General features: G+C 63.3%; 16 protein-coding genes. 11 read left to right on the forward strand and 5 right to left on the reverse strand.

Annotated features, from left to right (window positions below; translation table 11 throughout):
• Positions 1 to 6: 6 nt before the first annotated feature.
• From ANI01nite_RS14495 to ANI01nite_RS14505, 3 genes are all read left to right on the forward strand, one after another.
• A complete protein-coding gene (locus ANI01nite_RS14495) occupies positions 7 to 1173 on the forward strand; it encodes an exonuclease SbcCD subunit D (protein WP_141358800.1) in 1167 nt (388 codons plus the stop codon).
• On the forward strand, positions 1170 to 4256 hold the full coding sequence (locus tag ANI01nite_RS14500; RefSeq protein WP_141358802.1) for an AAA family ATPase: 3087 nt from the start codon (positions 1170 to 1172) through the stop codon (positions 4254 to 4256). Before ANI01nite_RS14495 ends, ANI01nite_RS14500 begins: the two co-directional genes overlap by 4 nt.
• Before the next feature lie 160 nt (positions 4257 to 4416).
• Complete coding sequence (locus ANI01nite_RS14505; RefSeq protein WP_255314561.1) at positions 4417 to 5643, forward strand: MFS transporter; 1227 nt, start codon at positions 4417 to 4419, stop codon at positions 5641 to 5643.
• Positions 5644 to 5757: 114 nt separating this feature from the next.
• Here the strand turns inward: ANI01nite_RS14505 and ANI01nite_RS14510 are convergent, their stop codons facing one another.
• Complete coding sequence (locus ANI01nite_RS14510; protein ID WP_066137671.1) at positions 5758 to 6453, reverse strand: IclR family transcriptional regulator; 696 nt, start codon at positions 6451 to 6453, stop codon at positions 5758 to 5760.
• A gap of 267 nt (positions 6454 to 6720) precedes the next feature.
• Between ANI01nite_RS14510 and ANI01nite_RS14515 the strand changes: the two genes are divergently transcribed.
• On the forward strand, positions 6721 to 8061 hold the full coding sequence (locus tag ANI01nite_RS14515) for an MFS transporter (RefSeq protein WP_073707616.1): 1341 nt from the start codon (positions 6721 to 6723) through the stop codon (positions 8059 to 8061).
• 137 nt (positions 8062 to 8198) lie between these two features.
• Here the strand turns inward: ANI01nite_RS14515 and ANI01nite_RS14520 are convergent, their stop codons facing one another.
• Positions 8199 to 9203, reverse strand: a complete 1005-nt coding sequence (locus ANI01nite_RS14520; RefSeq protein WP_141358830.1) for a LacI family DNA-binding transcriptional regulator — start codon at positions 9201 to 9203, stop codon at positions 8199 to 8201.
• Positions 9204 to 9315: 112 nt separating this feature from the next.
• Positions 9316 to 11004: a glycoside hydrolase family 13 protein gene (locus ANI01nite_RS14525; protein WP_141358806.1), complete on the reverse strand. Its 1689-nt coding sequence runs from the start codon at positions 11002 to 11004 to the stop codon at positions 9316 to 9318.
• Positions 11005 to 11270: 266 nt separating this feature from the next.
• On the opposite strand from ANI01nite_RS14525, the gene ANI01nite_RS14530 reads away from it, so the two are divergent.
• Positions 11271 to 12539: a sugar ABC transporter substrate-binding protein gene (locus tag ANI01nite_RS14530; RefSeq protein WP_141358808.1), complete on the forward strand. Its 1269-nt coding sequence runs from the start codon at positions 11271 to 11273 to the stop codon at positions 12537 to 12539.
• An 81-nt stretch (positions 12540 to 12620) separates the two neighbouring features.
• On the opposite strand, the gene ANI01nite_RS17060 is transcribed toward ANI01nite_RS14530, so the two are convergent.
• Positions 12621 to 12767, reverse strand: coding sequence for a hypothetical protein (locus tag ANI01nite_RS17060; RefSeq protein WP_255314564.1), 147 nt, complete (start codon positions 12765 to 12767; stop codon positions 12621 to 12623).
• On the opposite strand from ANI01nite_RS17060, the gene ANI01nite_RS14535 reads away from it, so the two are divergent.
• The 6 genes from ANI01nite_RS14535 to ANI01nite_RS14560 all read left to right on the forward strand — a co-directional run bounded on the left by ANI01nite_RS14535 (position 12712) and on the right by ANI01nite_RS14560 (position 19187).
• Positions 12712 to 14250: an ABC transporter permease subunit gene (locus tag ANI01nite_RS14535; RefSeq protein ID WP_255314563.1), complete on the forward strand. Its 1539-nt coding sequence runs from the start codon at positions 12712 to 12714 to the stop codon at positions 14248 to 14250. The two genes, ANI01nite_RS17060 and ANI01nite_RS14535, sit on opposite strands and share 56 nt — an antisense overlap.
• The gene (locus tag ANI01nite_RS14540; protein ID WP_141358812.1) at positions 14250 to 15164 is read left to right on the forward strand and encodes a sugar ABC transporter permease; all 915 of its coding nucleotides are present in this window, start codon (positions 14250 to 14252) and stop codon (positions 15162 to 15164) included. The genes ANI01nite_RS14535 and ANI01nite_RS14540 overlap by 1 nt, the downstream gene beginning before the upstream one ends.
• Positions 15165 to 15265: 101 nt before the next feature.
• Positions 15266 to 16255, forward strand: coding sequence for a DUF1700 domain-containing protein (locus ANI01nite_RS14545; RefSeq protein ID WP_141358814.1), 990 nt, complete (start codon positions 15266 to 15268; stop codon positions 16253 to 16255).
• A 62-nt stretch (positions 16256 to 16317) separates the two neighbouring features.
• Positions 16318 to 17073: a TetR/AcrR family transcriptional regulator gene (locus ANI01nite_RS14550; RefSeq protein ID WP_083515389.1), complete on the forward strand. Its 756-nt coding sequence runs from the start codon at positions 16318 to 16320 to the stop codon at positions 17071 to 17073.
• A 97-nt stretch (positions 17074 to 17170) separates the two neighbouring features.
• Positions 17171 to 18727, forward strand: a complete 1557-nt coding sequence (locus ANI01nite_RS14555; RefSeq protein ID WP_141358816.1) for an MFS transporter — start codon at positions 17171 to 17173, stop codon at positions 18725 to 18727.
• 43 nt (positions 18728 to 18770) lie between these two features.
• Positions 18771 to 19187 (forward strand): META domain-containing protein, encoded by a 417-nt coding sequence (locus ANI01nite_RS14560; protein ID WP_038992131.1) that lies wholly within the window; start codon positions 18771 to 18773, stop codon positions 19185 to 19187.
• A 21-nt stretch (positions 19188 to 19208) separates the two neighbouring features.
• Here ANI01nite_RS14560 and ANI01nite_RS14565 read toward each other — a convergent pair whose 3' ends face one another.
• Positions 19209 to 20309, reverse strand: coding sequence for a fatty acid desaturase family protein (locus ANI01nite_RS14565; protein WP_141358818.1), 1101 nt, complete (start codon positions 20307 to 20309; stop codon positions 19209 to 19211).
• Between the last annotated feature and the right edge of the window lie 37 nt (positions 20310 to 20346).

A 20346-nucleotide genomic window follows, 5' to 3' on the forward strand; every position in this document is an offset into this window, starting at 1 on the left:
GGACACATGCGATTGCTTCATACCTCGGACTGGCATTTGGGCCGCACCTTCCACGGAGCCTCCCTGATCGAAGCGCAGCGGGCAGTGCTGCAGGAAATCATCGACATCACCATCAACCAGCAGGTTGACGTGGTGCTGATCTCCGGGGACATCTATGACCGGGCACTGCCGCATGTGGATGCCGTCCAGCTGTGCAACTGGGTGCTGCGCGAGCTGCGCGCCACCGGGGCCAGTATCGTCATCACCAGCGGCAACCACGACTCGGCCTCCCGCCTGGGCTTCGGCGCCGATCTGCTGGATTCCGCCGGGGTACACATCATCGCCGATACCCAGCGCATGCTGCAGCCGGTGCTGCGCGATGCCGGCGACCACCAGGTGGCCATCTATGGCATCCCGTACCTGGAACCGCGCATGGTGATGGAACGTTTGGGCGTCGCCAAGGCCAGCCATGAAGCGGTGGTGCAGGCGGCCATCGCGCAGATCGACGAGCATCTGGAGCAGCTGCGGGCGGGTCAGAAGCCGGTCGTTTCCATCGCTATGGCGCACCTGTTCGCCGCCGGCGGCATCGGCAGCGACTCGGAACGCGAATTGAGCACCGGCAACCTCGACGTGGTGCCGGCCGAGCTGTTCGAGCACTTCGACTACTCGGCCCTGGGGCACCTGCACGGACGGCAGAAGGTCAAGGAGCATGTGCGCTATTCGGGCTCGCCGCTGGCCTACTCCTTCTCCGAGGCCACCCAGCGCAAGGGCGTATGGCTCATCGAGACCAGCGCCTCGGGCATCGAGTCCATCGAAGAAATCCTGCTGCCGGTGCCGAAGAAATTGGCCATCCTCAAGGGCAAGCTCGCCGAGCTGCTGGCCGACCCGGACCTGGAGTCCGCCGTGGGGGCCTGGTGCCAGGTCACGCTGACCGACAGCGAGCGCCCCGCCGACGCGATGGCAACGATCCGAACCCGTTTCCCCGACACCGTGGTGCTGAACTTCGCTCCCGAAGGAACCGGGGAAAAGGAGCAGCCGGCCAGCTATGCCGAGCGCATGGCCAAGGCAACCAGCACCGAGCAGGTGGTGCGGGACTTCGTGGAGCACGTCCGCGAACGCGCCGCCGATGACCCCGAACGCGAAGTCATCGACTCAGTCATCCAAGCCACCCGAGAGGCACAGGTCAGCCAGTGAGAATCCACCGACTCCAAATCCAGGCTTTCGGTCCCTTCGCCGGCACCGAAGAAATCAATTTCGATGAACTGGCCGACGGCGGGCTGTTCCTGCTCGATGGCCCCACCGGGGCCGGCAAGTCCAGCATCCTGGACGCGATCTGCTATGCCCTGTACGGCGCGCTGCCCGGAAGCCGGGCGGGCAGCCGGCAGATCCGCTCCGACCACGCCCCGGCGGGCCTGGCACCGGAAGTGGTCTGCGAGCTGACCATCGGCGACCGGCGGTTCGAGGCCACCCGTTCCCCGGCGTGGATGCGCCCCTCCAAGCGCGGCAAGAACAAGACCACCGAGCAGAAGGCCGCCAGCTTCCTGCGCGAATTCACCGATGCCGGCTGGCAGGAACTGTCCACCCGCAATGACGAGGTGGGCCACATCCTGGGCAGCCTGCTGGGCCTGGACCGCGAGCAGTTCACCAAGGTGGTCATGCTGCCGCAGGGCGGCTTCGCCGACTTCCTGCGGGCCAAGGCCAAGGACCGCGAAGAGCTGCTGGCGAATCTCTTCGACACCAGCGGCTATGCGCGGATCGAAGATGAATTCGCTGCCCGCCTTGCTGAAGCGCGCAAGCACACCGAAAGCGTGGAAGCGCGCCTGAGTGCCAGCGAGGAAGCCATCCACTCAGCTGCCCGGTCATTCCTGGCCGGCCGCGAAACCGCCGACGAGCTGGACGGCACTGAGTTGGACGGCGCCGAGGGCACTGGCCAGGCGGAGGCGGGCGAGGATGCGGCGCAGGCCGAGCAGTTCGCCGGTTATCGCCGCCGGATCGCGGTGATCCTCCAGCGCTCGGCCGACGAAGCGGCCGCCCTGCGCACTGAGAAGACCCGCACCCGCGAGCAGTCGCAGGCACTGGAAGAGCGGCGACGGATTTTCGCTCGCCTGGCCGAGCTGCAGGGGATGCAGGCAGGCTACGCTGAAAAGCATGAGGCTGCCGTGGCCGCTGGCACCCGGTTGGAGGCCGATGCCAAGGCCGGGGCGGTGCGCGCCTATTTGAATCAGCTCCATGAGGCGACCGCGGCGCAGGAGCAGGCCAATGAGTCCTGGCTGCGCAGCCAGCAGTGGCTCGAAACCGAGACGGGGCTGGAGCCCGGTGCCGATGCCGACGGCCTGGAACAGCTGCGTCTGCCCGCCCAGCAGGCTGCCGAGGAACTGGCGGTAGCCAAGGCCGCCCTGGAAGATGAGCAGCGCCGCGATCTGCTCGCCGGCCAGGCGCGCAAGGCCGCCGAATTGGCTGCCGAGCATGAGAAGACCCGGGCCCAGGCCGAAACCGAGGTGGGCCTGCTCAAGGCAGAACGCGAGACGCTGGAAGCCGGGGACCTGGACCTGGTGGCCGCCAATGAAAAGCTCCAGCAGGCCAAGGCACGCGTCCTGGAGCTGGAGACCAGGATCAAGCACGCCACCGAGCGCGACGCGCTGGAACGCAAGGCGCTGGCCGCCCGTGAGAAGGCCAGCGCGCAGGAACTGGTCATTGCCGGTGCCGCCAAGTCCCTGCTCGACTTGCGCACCGAACAGCTGGCCCAAAGCGCCCTGCGCTTGGCCGCCGCACTGGAAGACGGGCAACCCTGCCTCGTCTGCGGTGCGCAGGAGCATCCCGCCCCGGCACAAGCCGATGCCGACGCCCTGCTGATCGACGATGCGCAGATCCAGGAGCTGGAGGCCGAGGAGGCTGCGGCACGCACCGCCGGGCAGCAGGCCGCGCAAGCGCGCGACATGCTGGTGGCCAAGTTCCAGACCGCCCAGGAAGCGGCCGGCGAGGCCTCGGTCATTGACCTGCGGGCAGAACTCGCCACGGCCCAGGGACTACTGGAACAGCTGCGCAGGCAGCAGGCAGAGATCGCCGCCCGCGTGGCCAAGCTGGATGCGGTGCGCCAGCGTACTGAAAAGCACGCTGCGCGGGCCAACCAAGCCGCACTGGAGCACGCGACGGCCAAGCAGCAGGCCCAGTCCCTGGAATCCCAGCTGGCTGAACTGGATGCCAAGCTGGCGCAACTGCGCCAAGGCAGGAAGAACCTGGCTGAGCTGGTGGAGGAACTGGCGAAGAAGTCCAATGGGCTGGCCAGCGCGGTGCAGCACCTGCGCCGCCTGATCGACGCCGCCGAGGCCGTGCGGAAAGCGGAAGCCACCTGGAACAGCCAGCGCACCGCCTCCGGCTTCGAGAACCTGGCTGCCTTCGAGGCGGCCCTGCTGGAAAGCGCCGAACGCGATCGCCTGCGCCAATTGCAGCGTGCGGATGCGGATTTGGCCAGCGCCATCGCCACGCTCCAAGCATCCCAGGACTGTATCAAAGCCCAGGAACTTGCGGGGCAAGGCATCGCCGCACCCAGCGAGGAAGATCTTGCCCAAGCGCAGGTGCTGGCAACCCAAACCGAAGAACGCTTCGAGGCGGCACGGGAACAGGAAGTCCTGGCACAGACCCAGCTGGCTCGCCATGAGCAGGCCACCAGCGACCTTGAACGGCAGCGGTCCGAGGCAGGTCCGGTCATCGAAGCCTATCGCCGGCTGCGTTCCCTGGCAGAAGTGGTGCGCGGCGGGGGCGAGAACCTCTACAAGATGACGCTGAGCACCTATGTGCTGGCAGCTCGCCTTGAGGAAGTGGCCATCGCCGCGACGCAGCGCCTGGACGTGATGTCCGGCGGACGCTACTCGCTGCACCATGATGATTCCAAGCAGGGCAACGCCAAATCCGGGCTGGGGCTGCAGGTGCTCGATTCATGGACAGGCAAGCGCCGCGAGACCCAGACGCTTTCCGGGGGCGAGACCTTCATGGCCTCGCTGGCGTTGGCCTTGGGCTTGGCGGACGTCATTTCCCACCACTCCGGCGCCGTGGACATGCAGACGCTCTTCGTGGACGAAGGCTTCGGTTCGCTGGATGCCGAGACGCTGGAAGAAGTCATGCTGGCCTTGGAAAACCTGCGTGCAGGGGGCCGGACCATCGGCCTGGTCTCGCACGTTGCAGAGATGAAGCAGCGGATCACCAACCGGATATCGGTGGTCAAGACCCAGCATGGTTCCACCATTGAATGCGAAGGCGCTGTGATCTTGGCTGGATAGATTGGACTTGCCTTGGGGCAGTAGCTATCTTGAAAGTAGTGCCATCAGGCATGTTTGGGAAATTTGTGCGTCGGGGGGTGTGGGACGACGCACGCTTCGTCATGGAGTTTTGTTGACTCAGCATACTTTGTCGAAGGAAAACAGTGAGGAATCCGAGAAAATGTCCGGATACTCCGCGTTAGTTCCTTTGGTGGGAGCACCGTTCCTGCCACTCACTTTCCTTGCACGTCTCCCGCTCGCGATGCTCACCATCGGGTCCATGACCCTGGTGACCGCAACCACCGGCTCCTATGCCATGGGCGGCATGGCCGCGGCCATGGTTGGCCTGGGATCCGCCGTGGGCGGCCCCAGTATCGGCTATCTGGCCGACCGCGTCGGCCAGCGCCCGGTCTTGACCACTGTCGCCGTCATCCACACGATCCTCCTGGTGGCCCTGACCCTCTTCGGCAATTCCGGCCCCGACATGTCCGCGGCGCTGCTCGCAATCCTGTGCCTTGCCACCGGTGCCACCGGCCCGCAGGTCGGTCCGATGTCCCGTGTCCGCTGGATCTCCATCACCCGCCAGCAGAAAAAGAATCACAAGGTGCTGTCGGCGGCCCTGAGCCTTGAATCGATGTTCGATGAACTGGGCTTCGTCTTCGGCCCGGTGGCCGTCGGCCTGCTGGCCTCCTTGGTGGATCCGGTGCTGCCGCTCTACCTCGCCGCGCTGTTGACCCTCGTGCTGGTGCCGGTCTTCGCCTCGCATCGTACAGGCCATGCCGTGAAGCCGGTGGAGAATACCGAACACGCGCCGAAGGTCTCGATCAGCGGCGCGCAGGTTGCCTCGATCGGAGCCCTGATCCTGGGCATGGTGGCGCTGGGCACGGTCTTCGGGTCCTCGGCAGCCGGTACCCTGGCCTTTGCCGGCGCGCAGGGCGACTCCAACTCCGGTGGCCTGCTTTATGGCGCCATGGGCTTCTCCAGTGCGATTGCTGCAGTCTCCGTGGCAGCGTGGCCGCAATCCTTCAAGCAGATCAACCGCTGGATCCTGTGCGGCGCGGCACTGACGGTGCTCAGCTTCGGGATGCACGTGGCCGGCAATGTGCCGCTGATGCTGCTGGCCCTGTTCATCGCAGGCTTTGCCGTGGGGCCGGTGATTGTCACGGTCATGACCCTGGGCGGTGAAGTCGCTCCACCGCAGCGCCTGTCCACCGTGATGACCATGCTCTCTGCCGGCATCGTGGTGGGAACCGCGATCGGCAACGGACTGGCCGGCGTTTTTGCCGAAACCCTGGGCTATCTCGGCGCCTTCTGGGTCTCCACCGGTGGCGCGCTGGTGATCTTCCTGGCCGCTGTGGCAATGAAGCTCATCGTCGCGAAGTCTCCGTCGCTTGCCCGCGTCCGCTAGGGAGCGAACGCCAAGAACCGTGCATCCGGCCGCCATGGCCGGATGAGCAGAATCCCGTGGCACTGCAGCCATCAAGGTGCAGTGCCACGGGATTTCGTTCTGTGCCGGGAATTCCTAGTGCGCGAGCTTGTCGCTGATGCGTGCCGCCGCGTGCTTGAGCTCCTCGATCATGCGCTCGTAGTTGCCGGCCGTGCTGGTCGCGAAGACCACGGCCAGCGCCGCCGGGGTTTGCCCCGAATGCTGGATCGGAACGGCAATGGACTTCACGCCCTGGATGACTTCATTCTCGCTGGTGGCATAGCCGTCAACCCGTGCCTGGGTGGCAGCGTCACGGTATTCGATGCCCGTGTCCAGCGCATCCCACTCGGCCTTGGTGTAGCGCGACTGGATTGCGATGCCGGCGGCTCCCACGTCCATGCCGTGCACCGAACCCGGGCGGTGGACAATCGCGCGCTGGGAGTTCAGCGGGGAGACCGACTGCAAGGTGGTGCACAGGTCATGTTCCCAGACGGCCACGAAGGTGGTCATGGACAGCTCGTTGGCCAGTGCGTTGAGCTCGGGAGCGGCGGCCGCCTGCAGATCGCGCTGGACCGAGCGGGCGAGCACGGCCAGGCCGGAGGCCGAGCGGATATGGCCGGCCTCATCGCGGTTGAGCAGGTGATGCTGTTCCAGGGTGCGGATGATCCGGTAGGCGATGGATCGGTGGACTTCCAGCTTCGCGGCGATTTCCGCGATGGATAGGTTCACCGGGGAATTGGCGACGATTTCAAGGACGCGGATTCCACGCGAAAGCGTCTGGGAAGTAGGCATTGATCTTCAATCTGGCCTGCGGCGTTGCGGGAACGTCGTCGAGGCCTGCTTAGTGAGCCTGGGGACCAGGAAGGTCCGTGATCTATCTTCGATTTTAGTCGTTCTCTATTAGAACACCGAATTCGCTGGCGAGGCAGGTCGCAAAGTGCCTGCCTGCATGGGTCACGTTTGGGGCAGATCTTGTGATCCGCTTCACTCTGCGCTTATGATGGTGTGCGACACATAACCGTCCGAACGGTCGGTATACAACTCGCAAAAGGTCTTCACATGTCATCGACTGTCTCTCGCACCCAGGAGGAGCGCCGGGTACTTGCCGGCACCCTCGTGGGCACCACCATTGAGTGGTACGACTTCTTCATCTTCGCCCAGCTCACCGCGACGCTGCTGACCCCGCTGTTCCTCGAGCCCCTGGGCGAGTCGAACCCGGGCATCGCGCAGATCCTTTCCTTCGCAATGATCGGCATCTCCTTCTTCTTCCGTCCGCTCGGCGCAGTAGTTGCCGGGCACCTGGGCGACCGCTACGGACGCAAGCGCATCCTGGTGCTCACCCTGATCCTCATGGGCATTGCCACCGCTGCCATCGGCCTGCTGCCAACCTACGCATCCATCGGCGTGGCCGCGCCAATCCTGCTCGTGCTGCTGCGCGTGATCCAGGGCTTCTCGGCCGGCGGCGAATGGGGCGGCGCCGCCTTGATGGCGGTAGAGCATGCACCGAACCACCGACGCGGCTACTTCGGCGCCTACCCGCAGATCGGTGTGCCTATCGGCATGATCCTGGCTACCGGCCTGCTGTACATCCTGCGTGTTGCCATGAGCCCGGAAGACTTTATCGCCTGGGGCTGGCGCATTCCGTTCCTGCTCTCCATTGCGCTGATCTTCGTGGGCTACATGATCCGCCGTGCGGTCGAGGAATCCCCGGTCTTCAAGCAGCTCTCCCAGCGCAAGGCCGCCGAGCACACGCCGTTGCGCGAACTGATGACCGGCCACACCAAGCAGGTCCTGCAGGCTGCGCTGATCTTCATCTCGAACAACGCCGCCGGCTACCTGGTCATCGCGTTCTTCATCTCCTACACCACCAAGGTGCTGGAAATGCCGGTTGCGCCAATCCTCTTGGCCACCACCATTGGTTCGGTGGGCTGGCTGATCTTCACCCTGGTCGGCGGCTGGCTCTCGGATAAGATCGGGCGCCGCGCGACCTTCGTGATCGGCTACGCGCTGGTCTTCGTCTGGATGATCCCGATGTTCATGCTGGTCGATACCGGCAACATCGTGCTGTACACCATCGCCATCTTCGTGCTGACCGTTGGCCTGGGCTTGTCCTATGGCCCGCAGTCGGCAATGTACGCGGAAATGTTCCCTGCACAGATCCGCTACTCGGGCATCTCCATCGGCTATGCGCTCGGTGCTATCCTCGGTGGTGCCTTCGCTGCCACCGTGGCGCAGATCCTGCTGGAGACCACCGGCGCTTCGGTCTCGATTGCCGTCTACATCATGGTGCTGACCGTCATCTCCGTGGCGGCCGTGCTCTGGGTGGGCGAGACTCGCGGACGCAACCTGCATCTGGAAGAAGTCGAGGGCGAACAGGCCGACTCGACTGTGGCGCACTAATTCCACAGCAGCGCGATGCCCGCGCGGGCACTGGATCAAGCGATCCGGTGCCGGCGCGGGCATTTGCGTGTTCGGCGATCGGCGATATCGATGGCAGCCAATGGAATCAGCGGGCTGGTGAATCCCTGTCCAGGCTGCTAGGCCGGTCGGGTGGTAGATGAGCGCACGACCAGCCGATGCTCCAATTCGTGGGCCTGTGCCGGTTCCTCTCCGCGGATTGCCCGCAGCAGCATCGCGACCGCCAGCTGACCCTGCTCATGCGGTCGCTGCTCGACGGTGGTCAAGCCGAAAAGTTCGGCAAGGTCATGGTTGTCCACGCCGACCACCGAGAGATCCTGCGGAAGCTGCAATCCGAGATCGCGCGCGGCCAGGATGGCGCCGATGGCCATTTCGTCACTGGCCGCGAAGATTCCGGTGGGCCGGGACGCCGGGTTGCCCAGCAGCTGCTTGGCCACTGCGTAGCCCTGGGGCAGGGTGAAGTCGGCGCTCACAATCAGCGACTCATCCACTTCAAACCCAGCCTCGGCCAGGGCCCGCTCATAGCCGGTGCGGCGGTGCGTGGGCACGAGGAAGTCCACATCGGTTTCCTCGTTTCCGCCGATGAAGCCGATGCGTTCATGGCCCAGGGAAACCAGGTGCCCGGTCGCGAGGGCCGAGATCGCTTCGTCGTTGACATGCAGGGTGGGCACGCCGGGCAATGGGCCGCCCACGCCAACCAAGGGCTTGTCAACCGCCAGCAGCGCCTGGACCTCGTCCTCGGCCAACTCGACATTGACCGCGATGACCGCATCTACCCGCTGGCGCAGCAGGAAATCGGAGAAGATCTTCTCGCGATGGGTGCGGTCCTTGGTCAGCTGGTAGAGGGTGGTGTCATAGCCCTCGTCCATCAGGCGGCTGGAGATGCCTTCCAGCACGCAGGCATAGAACCAGTGGTTGATTACCGGCACGAGCACGCCGATATTGCGAGTGCGGCCCGATGCCAGCCCGGACGCGGAGGAAGAGACCACGTAGCCCAGTTCCGCGGCGGCACGCTGCACCGCCTCCTGCGCGGCCGCAGAGACCGAACCCCGCCCAGATAGCGCGCGAGAGACGGTGGCAATGGATACGCCAGCGGCTTGCGCGACGTCCTTGATTCCGGCCACTTCATGTCCTTCCTTCATGCCAGTAGCCGCGGCTGGGGAAATCTCTTTCCCATGGCCACGGCTACTGCCTAACGTTACCCGGTGCGGCTGCTGCCGGAAACTTGATTGCTACCTATGCCAGCTGGAACCAGATGGCGGTTTCGCCCGGGATCATTCCCGGTTCCGCGGACTGCTCCATTTGGCTGCGCACCAGCTCGGTGGCGCTGTGCGCCTGCACCGGCAATGGCAGGGGGGTTGCGGCGTAGTTGGCCACGACCAGCACGTTGCCGTTGGCGAAGGCCAGGACCTCGTCCTCGGTGCCGTCGATCCATTGAAGGGTGCCGGTGCCCAGCGCGTGGTCCTGGCGCAGCTGCAGCAGGCGGCGGTACAGGTTCAGCGTGGAGGACTGGTCTTCGAGCTGCGCATCGCGGGCGTAGGAATCCCAGCCGGCTGGCTGCGGCAGCCAGCTTTCGCCGGTCGAGCTGAAGCCGAATGCCGGCTTGCCGCTCTCCCATGGCAAGGGGACGCGGCAGCCATCGCGGCCATAGCGTTCGCCATTGGTGCGGAACCAGGTCGGATCCTGGCGCGCATCATCGGGCAGGTCGATGGCTTCCGGCAGGCCCAGTTCCTCGCCCTGGTAGAGGTAGGCGCCGCCCGGCAGGGCCAGCATCAGCGTGCTGGAAGCGCGTGCGCGGCGCAATCCGACGGCAGGCTCTGGCAGGTTCGGGGTGTTCGGGCCAATGCCCTCGCCCTGCGGATTCTCATCGGTCAGCGCCAGGCGGGTCGCATGGCGCACCACGTCGTGGTTGGAGAGCACCCAGGTGCTCGGTGCTCCGACCTTGCCGAACTCCTGAAGGGACTCGTCGATGGTCTTGCGGATCTGCTTGGCATCGAAATCGCAGGAGAGGTACGGGAAGTTGAATGCCTGGTGCATCTCGTCGTTGCGCACCCACTTCGCCATCAGCGACAGGGGATTGACCCATGCCTCGGCGCAGAGCACGCGGTCGCCCTCGTACTCGTCCATGACCTTGCGCCAGTCGCGGTAGATTTCATGCACGCCGTCCTGGCCCCACCACGGAGCCAGTTCTTCGGTGCCGCCCATCGAAGCTGCCATGGGGTCCGGCGTGAAGTCGGGCAGGCCTTCGGCCTTGATCAAGCCGTGGGCCACGTCGACGCGGAAGCCGTCGGTGCCCCGATCCAGCCAGAAGCGCAGGACGTCGCGGAACATCGCGCGGACTTCCTCGTTGTGCCAGTTGAAGTCAGGCTGCGAGGAATCGAAGATGTGCAGGTAGGACTGGCCGGTGCTGCCATCCGGGTTCCTGGTTGCGGTCCACATCGGGCCGCCGAAGACCGAACCCCAGTTGTTCGGGTGTCCGGTTTCCGGGGTGTCCTTGAAGATGAAGCGGTCGCGTTCGGGGGAGCCGGGAGCTGCCTGGAGCGCCTCCTGGAACCATGGGTGCTGGTCCGAGCAGTGGTTCGGGACCAGATCGATGATGACCTTCAGACCCAATTCATGGGCCCTGGCCACCATCGCGTCGTAGTCTTCCAGGGTTCCGAACAGCGGATCCACGTCGCAGTAATTCGAGACGTCGTATCCGGCGTCCTTCTGCGGGGAAGTGAAGAATGGCGAAAGCCAGATCGCGTCGACCGAAAGCTGCGCGATGCTTTCCAGGCGTTGGGTAATTCCGCGCAGGTCGCCCATGCCATCGCCATTGGAATCGGCGAAGGAGCGCGGGTAGATCTGGTAGATCACCGAGGAGCGCCACCACTGCGCGTTTTCGGCCTGCACAGGGAAATCAGCTGCTGAACGAATTGAAGTCATGACGGTAACGATAAATGATCGAACGCAGAATGTAAACGCTTGCAATTATGAACTACGGATTACGCCTCCTGAGTTGCCGTAATTCCACGTAAGAGTGATTAAAACTGATTTTATGGCTACTCTTGTCAAAGTTGATGATCTATGCCACGCTGTAAACGCTTACAAATATGGTGTTACTCGCACCACTCAAGACCCGACCGGTAGCCATAGCTGATATCGCGGCCAGCCCGGTCCCTGATGACACAGTTGTCACGAAAGGACATCCCATGAAGGTGAACAAACACCCTTGGCTTCTTGGCGGAGCGTTGACGGCGATTGCCGCACTCTCGCTCACCGCTTGCGGCGGGTCCGTCACCAGCGAACCAGCAGCATCTTCGAGCCCGGCCGCCGCGGAATCCTCCCCGGCAGCCGCTTCCGGCGGCAAGCTGACCGTCTGGGTCGATGCCAACCGCGAACCAGTGCTGAAGGAAGCCGCCGCAGACTTCGAGAAGCAGTCCGGTGTCAAGGTGGACCTGGTGATCAAAGACTTCTCCAAGATCCAGGAAGACTTCCTGCGCCAGGTGCCAACCGGCAAGGGGCCGGACATCACCATCGGTGCCCACGACTGGCTGGGCAACCTGGTCAACAACGGCGTAGTCCAGCCGGTTGAACTGGGCGGCAAGGCCGGCGAGTTCCAGGATGTGGCAGTGACCGCGATGAGCTACGAGGGCAACACCTACGGCGTTCCGTACGCCACCGAGAACCTGGCCCTGCTGCGCAACGCGGATCTGGTCGACGAAGCCCCTGCGACGTTCGATGAGATGATCGCCGCCGGCGAGAAGGCCGACACCGAATTCCCATTCCTGGTGCAGGTCTCTGACGTTGGCGATCCATTCCACGCCTACCCATTCCAGACCTCCTTCGGCGCACCGGTGTTCGGCACCGATGAAAAGGGCGCCTACGATCCGGCCGACCTGCAGATCGGCAACGAAGGCGGCATCGAATTCGCCAAGTGGCTGGCTGAAGAGGGCGAAGAAGGCAACCTGAAGACCAGCATCGACGGGGACATTGCCAAGGAGAAGTTCGTCTCCGGCGACTCGCCATTCTTCCTGACCGGTCCATGGAACGTGGACGCTGTCGAAGACGCTGGCATCAATCTGGAAATCGATCCGATTCCATCGGCTGGTGGCGAACCAGCCCAGCCTTTCGTCGCAGTCCAGGGCTTCTTCGTTTCCTCGAAGACCGAGAACCTGCTGGCAGCAACCGAATTCCTGACCAACTACATCGGCACCGAGGAAGTTCAGACCGAGCTGTACGAGGTAGGCAACCGACCGCCAGCCAACAAGGCGGCCTTCGAAGCTGCCAAGTCCGATGAGACCATCGCCTCCTTCGGCGAGGTCGGCGCTAACGGCGTTCCGATGCCGAACATCCCTGAAATGGCGGCCGTATGGGAGTTCTGGGGTGTGGCCGAGGCCGAGATCATCTCCGGCAAGGCTGATCCGGCCAAGCGCTGGAAGCAGATGACCTCGGACATCGAGAAGGCCATCTCCAAGTAGTACCGCCTGCCACCAGGCACACCGATGGCGCTGGGGACGGAAGGCGATCCTTCTGGCCCCAGCGCCTGCAATCCAGCAGCATTAGCTGCACTTGATCGACAGGGACATCTGGAAGATGACAAAGACTGCCCACCAGGGGCCGCAATCAAGCACCGAGGAGAGGAAGCCCAAGCTGTCACCGGCGGCCAGGCGCTTCGCCAACGCCACCAGCACCTCCGTTGGCGCCATGCTCGCCAAGATCATCCTGGTGGCAATCGTCGATGCGACAGCCATCTTCGCGGTTTTCACCGCGCTGGGACGCGAAGCCTGGGTGATCGCCTCGGCGATCGCCGTGATCACCGTGCTGATCAACGTGATCTACTTCAAGCGCGGCTGGCTGCCGGCCAAGTACCTGCTGCCGGGCACCATCTTCCTGCTGATCTTCCAGGTCTTCGTGATCGGCTACACGGGATACATCGCCTTCACCAACTACGGGTCGGGACACAACTCGGACAAGGACGATGCGATCACCGCGCTGCTGCAGTCCAACCAGAACCGCGTCGAGGGAAGCGCTGGCTACCCGGTGTCCATCCTCGACGGGCAGGACGGGCTGGCGATGCTCATCGAGCGCGATGGCCAGCAAATGCTCGGCGACGCGGATAAGCCGTTCGCCCCGGTCGATCCTGCAGCCCTGGGGGACTACTCCGAATTGGCCTTCGGCGATCTGCTGGGTCGCCAGCAGGAGGTCACCTCGCTGACCGTTCCGGTCAGCGAGAACCCTGCCGATGGCACCCTGCGCACCAGCGACGGGCGCACCGCATACCAGTACACCTCGTCCCTGAAGTACGACGAAGCCGCCGACACCATGACCGATCAGAAGACCGGCGTGGTGTACCAGGACACCGGCGTCGGCGCGTACACCGCCGAAGATGGCACGCAGCTGATGCCCGGCTGGTCCATCAACGTGGGCTTCGACAACTTCACCCGCGCGGTCACCGACTCCTCGATCCGCAACGCCCTGTTCTCCGTCACCGTATGGACATTCGCCTTCGCCTTCTTGTCGGTGGCAACCACCTTCTTCCTGGGCCTGTTCCTCGCAATCGTCTTCAACGACATGCGCATGAAGGGGCGGAAGATCTACCGTGTCATCTCGATCCTCCCGTACGCCTTCCCGGCGTTCCTGGGCGGCCTGGTCTGGGCCGGCATGCTCAACCGCGACTTCGGTTTCATCAACCAGGTGCTGCTGGGCGGGGCGCAGATCCCGTGGCTGACCGACCCGTGGCTGGCGAAGTTCTCGGTGCTCTGGGTGAACTTGTGGCTCGGCTTCCCGTACATGTTCCTGGTCTGCACCGGCGCGCTGCAGTCCATTCCGGATGAGCTCTCCGAAGCGGCCACCCTCGATGGGGCGAAGCCATTTCAGATCTTCCGCTTGATCAAGCTGCCGCTGCTGCTGGTCTCGGTAGCTCCGCTGCTGATTAGCTCCTTCGCGTTCAACTTCAACAACTTCAACGTGATCTACATGCTCACCGAAGGCGGGCCGCGCCTGCAGGATGCAGGATTGAACGTGGGATCCACCGACATCCTGATCTCCATGGTCTACAAGGTGGCCTTCGTCGGCTCGCAACGCGACTACGGCCTGGCCAGCGCCTTCTCCATCATCATCTTCGTGATCGTCGCGATCATCTCGATTATCAGTTTCAAGCAGACAAAGGCACTGGAGGAGCTGAACTAATGAGCACCCAAATCACCGGCCGTCCCGCGGCACGCGCGTCCAGGGAACGGGCACCGCGGCGAGGCTTTGGCAAATGGTTCGCCACCACCGGTTGGCGCCACCTGATCGGCGTAGCCCTGTGCATCTATGCGGCGTTCCCGTTGCTCTATGTGCTTTCGGCATCGCTGAACCCCAACGGCACCCTGCTGTCCTCCAACGGCTTCTTCACCACCGTCGGCTTCAACAGCTATGTGGAGCTGTTCCAGAACGAGCAGCGTCCCTTCGGTGCTTGGTTCGTGAACACCTTGTTCATCGGCCTGACCACCGCCGCCGCCTCCGTGTTCCTCGGGGCGCTGGCCGCCTACAGCTTCTCGCGGATGCGCTTCACCGGGCGCCGCGTGGGCCTGGTCAGCCTGCTGATCGTGCAGATCTTCCCGCAGCTGCTGGCAGTGGTGGCGATCTTCATCCTGCTCACCTCGCTGGGAGATGTCTTCCCGGTGTTGGGCATCGACAGCCAGATCGCCTTGATCATGGTGTACCTGGGCGGCGCACTGGGAGTGAACACCTACCTGATGTACGGCTTCTTCAACACCGTTCCAGTGGAAATCGATGAAGCGGCGAAGATCGATGGTGCCGGCCACGCCCGCATCTTCTTCACCATGATCCTGCGCCTGGTGGCGCCGATCCTGGCAGTTGTCGGCCTGCTGTCCTTCATCTCCAGCACCTCGGACTTCGTCATCGCCTCCGTCATCCTGGTCTCCCCGGAGAACCAGACGCTGGCCGTGGGCCTGTACTCCTACGTCTCGGAGGAGTTCACTTCCAACTGGTCGGTCTTCGCCGCCGGCGCGGTGCTGGCAGCAATCCCGGTGATGGCGCTGTTCCTGTTCCTGCAGAAGTACATTGTCGGCGGGCTCACCGCCGGCGCAGGCAAGTAGCGCTCGAGCACCTCTACGCTGCTCGAAGAGGGGGCAACGCCACTGGCGTTGCCCCCTTTTCCTGCGCTGGCCAAGCGCTCGGAGCACGTAGAGTAAATGGCATGAAGCCCTACCTGCCGCGCGCCGCCCGCAACTATTTGGAGCAACTTCGCCGGGCCTTGGACTTCCTGTCGCTGGAAGAACGCAACGAGGTCATTGAAACCACCAAGCAGGAGATACTGCGCCTGCCGGGCGGCGGACGCCGCAAACGCGATCTGGTTCGCCTGCTTGGCGAGCCTGCATCGCGTGCGCGCAAATTCGAACGCCATGAGCCCGAAGCCCTGGAAGTCAGCAGCGGCAAGCACTTCCTCACCCGCATCCTGGCATGGCCAATCTTCGCGCTTGCCTTGCTCACCCTGATGGTGGTGCTCTTCGCCCCGCCCCAGACCGCCTTGGTCGGGGGACAAGGCTTCGGATTTGTTGCCGGGGGAGCAAGCGGCTTCCTGGGGGAACTTGAATTGCTGATCGGCTCGCAGCTGCTTTGGCTGGCCTTCATTCCGGCCATCCTCAGCCTCGTGCCGTTGTGGCTTCCGAATATTGCCGGCACCATCATCCAGATCCTAGGGGCGGTGATCATGACCGCCATCTGCGTGGCCGGTGGCGGAACGCTCGCTCTCTACTTCGTCCCGGTCACCGTGCTGCTCTGGGCACAGGTATTCACCCCGCTGCTGATGATGCGTGGTTCCATGGCCAGGCCAGGGCCAGCCTGGCTCATCTGCGCTGCCGTGCTGCTGATCCTTGTTGTCGGGTATGCCAGCTACCAGGGGCTGGCTGGATTCAGCGGTGCACCGTGGCTGATTGCGGCTCCGGCCGCGCTGCTGGCTGTGCTGGCGCTGCTGCTGCCGTTCCGCTGGAAGCTGGCCCATATTGCCCTGGTGGCAGCCGGCCTGCTGGTGATGGCTGCTGGATTCGTCGCCGCGCTGCCCGGAACCTACGGCGCAGTTCTAGCGTGGCCATGGCTGGCTGGCGGGATGGGCTTCGCCGTAGGCCATCTCGCGGTAGCCGCGGGCATGTGGCATGAGCGGGCCAGGAAGTTGCTGGCCCTGTTTTAGCGTTTTCAGGTCTTGTGGTGCTTTATGGGATTTTCCATAGGGAATGCGTATATCCTCTTGGCATGGCCGAAAATAAGGAAAAATCCTCTCCTGAACCTATAAAACGAGGTCGCGGGCGCCCGCGCAAGGACTCCGAGTTCCAGACCCTGAGCAAGGATCAGATTGCCCAGAAGGCATTGGAAATAGCCGGTGCCGAGGGCTATGACGCGCTGACCATGCATCGTCTTGCGACCGAATTCAATGTCACCCCGCGGGCGTTGTACAACTACGTGGCTGACCGCCAGGAAGTCATCAACCTCGCTGTATCGCGATTCATATCGATTAATCCGCTGATTGAATTCGACTGCAACGACTGGAAGCGTGGTGTGACCGAAGCCTACAATGCGACGCGCAAGGCCTACCGCGCCTACCCCCGGGCATCGCAGATGGCGCTCGACGAAAAGCTCAAGGTCGAGCCCGGCCCATTCCGCAACGAATTGATGGAACGGATCCTAGCGTTCTACGTGGATATCGGATTGACGCTCAAGCAGGCTGTAGCGCTGGTCCGCGCGCTGGAACGGGACGTCCTGGGTTTCGTGATGCATGTGGATTACTACTACGACCGCCGTTCGAAAGACAGCCCGGACTACGTGAGCTCGCTGGTGCCGCTCCAATTGCTTGACGCCTACCCGGAAGTTCCCACGCCGCTGGCACGCCAATCCCTCGAGTTGCCTCAGCAAGACAGCGACGACCTCTTCGAGGAAGTTATCGAGTTGAGGTTGCTGGCCATTGCGCAGATGCTTGAGCTCAATCGCACCGCCGAGAATCCCGAACAGTGAAAAAGCACGTCGACAGGGAATAATAGCCAACCGGCTGGCGCTGTAGGGTGCAGGGCCGCAGGAATCTGCGGCCTGGAATTCGTGTGAAAGTTGGCCCATGTCCCAGAGCAAGCCGCATGCGGCACCAGTTGCTGAAGAACTCTCGGCCGGAGCCCGGTGGCGATTGCTGGGTGTGCTGCTCGCCGCGATGTTCATGTCCCTGGTGTCGGTCAGCATCGTCAACGTGGTTCTCCCAGCCATCGGTTCCACGCTGCACGCCACCGAGGCCGACCTGCAGTGGGTGCTGGCCGGATATGCGTTGACCTTCGGCGTGGTGCTGGTAGCCGCCGGACGCGCCGGCGACCTGCTGGGCCGCGGCGTGATGTTCGTGGCAGGCGTCGCGATCTTCACGGCGGCCAGCGTCCTGGCCGGATTGGCAGCTGACCCGCTGGTATTGAATATTGCCCGGTTCATCATGGGCATTGGCTCCGGCCTGCTCAACCCACAGGTGATGGGCATGATCCAGCAGCATTTCCGTGGCGCTGCCCGCGGCCGGGCCTACGGCCTGCTGGGCACAGCTGTTGGCTTCTCGGTCGCCATCGGACCGGTGCTGGGCGGACTGCTGATCAACTGGTTTGGCGAAGACGCCGGCTGGCGTTCCACCTTCCTGATCAACGTACCGGTAGGAGTGCTGGCCATCGTCCTGGCGTTGCTGTGGCTGCCCAAGCCGCTGTTCAGCAAGCCAACGGGCAAGGTGGATTTGGATCCAGTTGGCGGTTTGCTGCTGGCAGTAGGCATTTTCGCCCTGCTGCTGCCCTTCGTGCAGGGACGCGAAACCCCGTGGCTCTGGTCGCTTCTGGCATTGGCAGTCCTGCTCCTGGTGCTCTGGGTCCAGTGGGAGAAGAAGTACAAGAAGCGCGGTCGTGAACCCATGGTGGAACTGGCTTTGTTCAAGATCCGCAGCTTCACCAATGGCACGCTGATCGCAGGCCTTTACTTCATGGGGGTTTCCAGCGTCTGGGTGCTGGTGGCCATCTATGTCCAGCAATCCCAGGGCTTCAGCGCACTGGAAGCAGGTTTGATCTGCCTTCCGGCCGCACTGCTGTCGGCCTTCAGCTCCGATATTGCCGGACGCTACGTGATGACCTTGGGGCGGAAATTGGTTATTGGCGGCATCCTCAGCGCACTGTTCGGCCTGCTGGCCACTATTGCCGTGGTGCTATTGGAAGAGCGCGGGGTGCTGGGCATCTGGTGGATGCTGCTTTCGCTGGCCTTCATCGGAGTGGCGCAGGGCTTCATTATTTCGCCTAACCAGGCGCTGACCCTGATGGAAGTTCCCGTGGCCAACTCCGGCAGCGCCGGAGGCTTGATGCAGACTTCCCAGCGCGTGGGCACGGCCGTGGGCATTGCGGTGATCACCGCTGTCTTCTACGGCATGAATCATATTGCCGGCTATTCGCTGGCAATGTCGCTCTCCTTTGTTGCCATTTCGTTGCTGGTCTTGGCCACCCTCGTGGTCGGCGTCATCGACCTGCGCCATGGCCATGCCGCGCACGCCAAGCCTGAAGCTGAAGAAGTAGTTCCGGCCAGCACCGGCGCGCAGCGTACGGTGACCGGGGCTATCGAGATCGCCGGGCCGAAGGAACCAACCCAGCCAGTAGACTCCCAGCCATAATTCGGTGCTGGTCAGCGGAGGATTCTGGACCTAGGCTGGGACCATGAAGCGATTCTTCCTGAGCAGCGCAGCAGTAGCTCTGGCCTGTGGCGTTGCCGCCTGCGCATCTACCGGGAGCGGGTCTGGCGCCAGCCAGCCTACTGAAAGCGAGACCAGCGTGATACTGCAGGATCCGGCAGGTTTGTGGGGCAGCAAGGAACAAGGCCAGCCGTGGCTGGAACTTTCAGCGGACGGCAAGGTCGCCGGCAGTGATGGCTGCAACCGCATTACCGGCACATGGAGCGGATCCGAAGAGCTGGAATTCGGCGCGTTGGCTTCGACCAAGATGTACTGCGAAGGCGTGGATGACTGGCTTTCGCGTGCCGCCACCGCCAAGCTGGAGGAGGGCAACAAGATGCTTGTTCTTGACGCCAACGGCGAAGAGCTGGGAACCCTTGCCTATGGTGGCAGCAATTCCTAGCTCATGCGCCTGGCGCAGACGCTATGCGCTAACGCGGTAACCGGAGATCATCGGGCACTCGAAAGGATCCCGGGCCGATAGCCCTACCTTGTTCAGGTAGGTGATCACCTGTGCGTAGGATTCACGGACACTGGCCACGGTGTAGGGCACCTGATGCTCTTCGCAGTACTGGCGCACGATGCGCGAGACGCCGGCCAGGTTGGCGCGCGGCATGGATGGGAACAGGTGGTGCTCCACCTGGTAGTTCAATCCGCCGTAAACGTGGGATAGCACGCGGTTTCCCCAGCTGGACTTGGCCATGACGTTGCGTCCGGTCAGTACTTGGCGGGAGAAGAAGTCGATGCGGGCGTCCTGGGGAACCATCGGCATGCCCTTGTGGTTCGGGGCAAAGGATGCACCCATGTAGATGCCGAAAACTGCCAGCTGCACGCCCAGGAAGGCGAAAGCCATGCCTACTGGCAGGAAGTAGAAGACGATGGCCAGGTAGATTCCGATGCGCAGTGCAACACCGGTCATTTCGCGCTTGCGGTTCTTGACCCGCTCAGCCTTGAACAAGTACATGATCGAGTGCATGTGCAAATTCAAGCCCTCAAGGGTGAGCAGCGGGAAGAACAGGTAGCCCTGGCGGTTGGTGATCCACTTGAGCAACCCGCGCTGGCGCTTGGCATCCTCGGTCTGAAAGGAAATGGTGTCCCACTCGATATCAGGATCCTTGCCCACGGTATTGGGCGTCGCATGATGCTTGTTGTGCTTGTTCATCCACCACTGGTAGCTGATGCCCACGACGATATTGGCCAGGAACTGGCCCAGCTTGTCATTGCGCTTGTGCGAGGCGAGGATCTGGCGGTGTGCCGCCTCATGCGCCAGGAAAGCGAACTGGGTGAGCAGCAGGCCCAAGGCCCCTGCCATCAGCAACTGGAACCAGCTGTCGCCAAGGAGGATGAATCCGGCAACGGTGCCAGCCAGCAGCACCGTCAGCACGATGCCCAGGCCGAGATAGTGCCCGCGTCGGCGGCCAATCAATCCGGCTTCGGTGACCAGCTTCTTGACGTGGAAGAAGCTCTTGGGGTCGCCCGGCTTGAGTGTAGGCCCTTGGGAATGGAGTGTTGCAGTGCTTCTCAAGAAAATATCCTTGGGTACTAGGCGTCGACCTCGCAGT

The organism is Glutamicibacter nicotianae (assembly GCF_006539525.1).
GTDB lineage: Bacteria > Actinomycetota > Actinomycetes > Actinomycetales > Micrococcaceae > Glutamicibacter > Glutamicibacter nicotianae.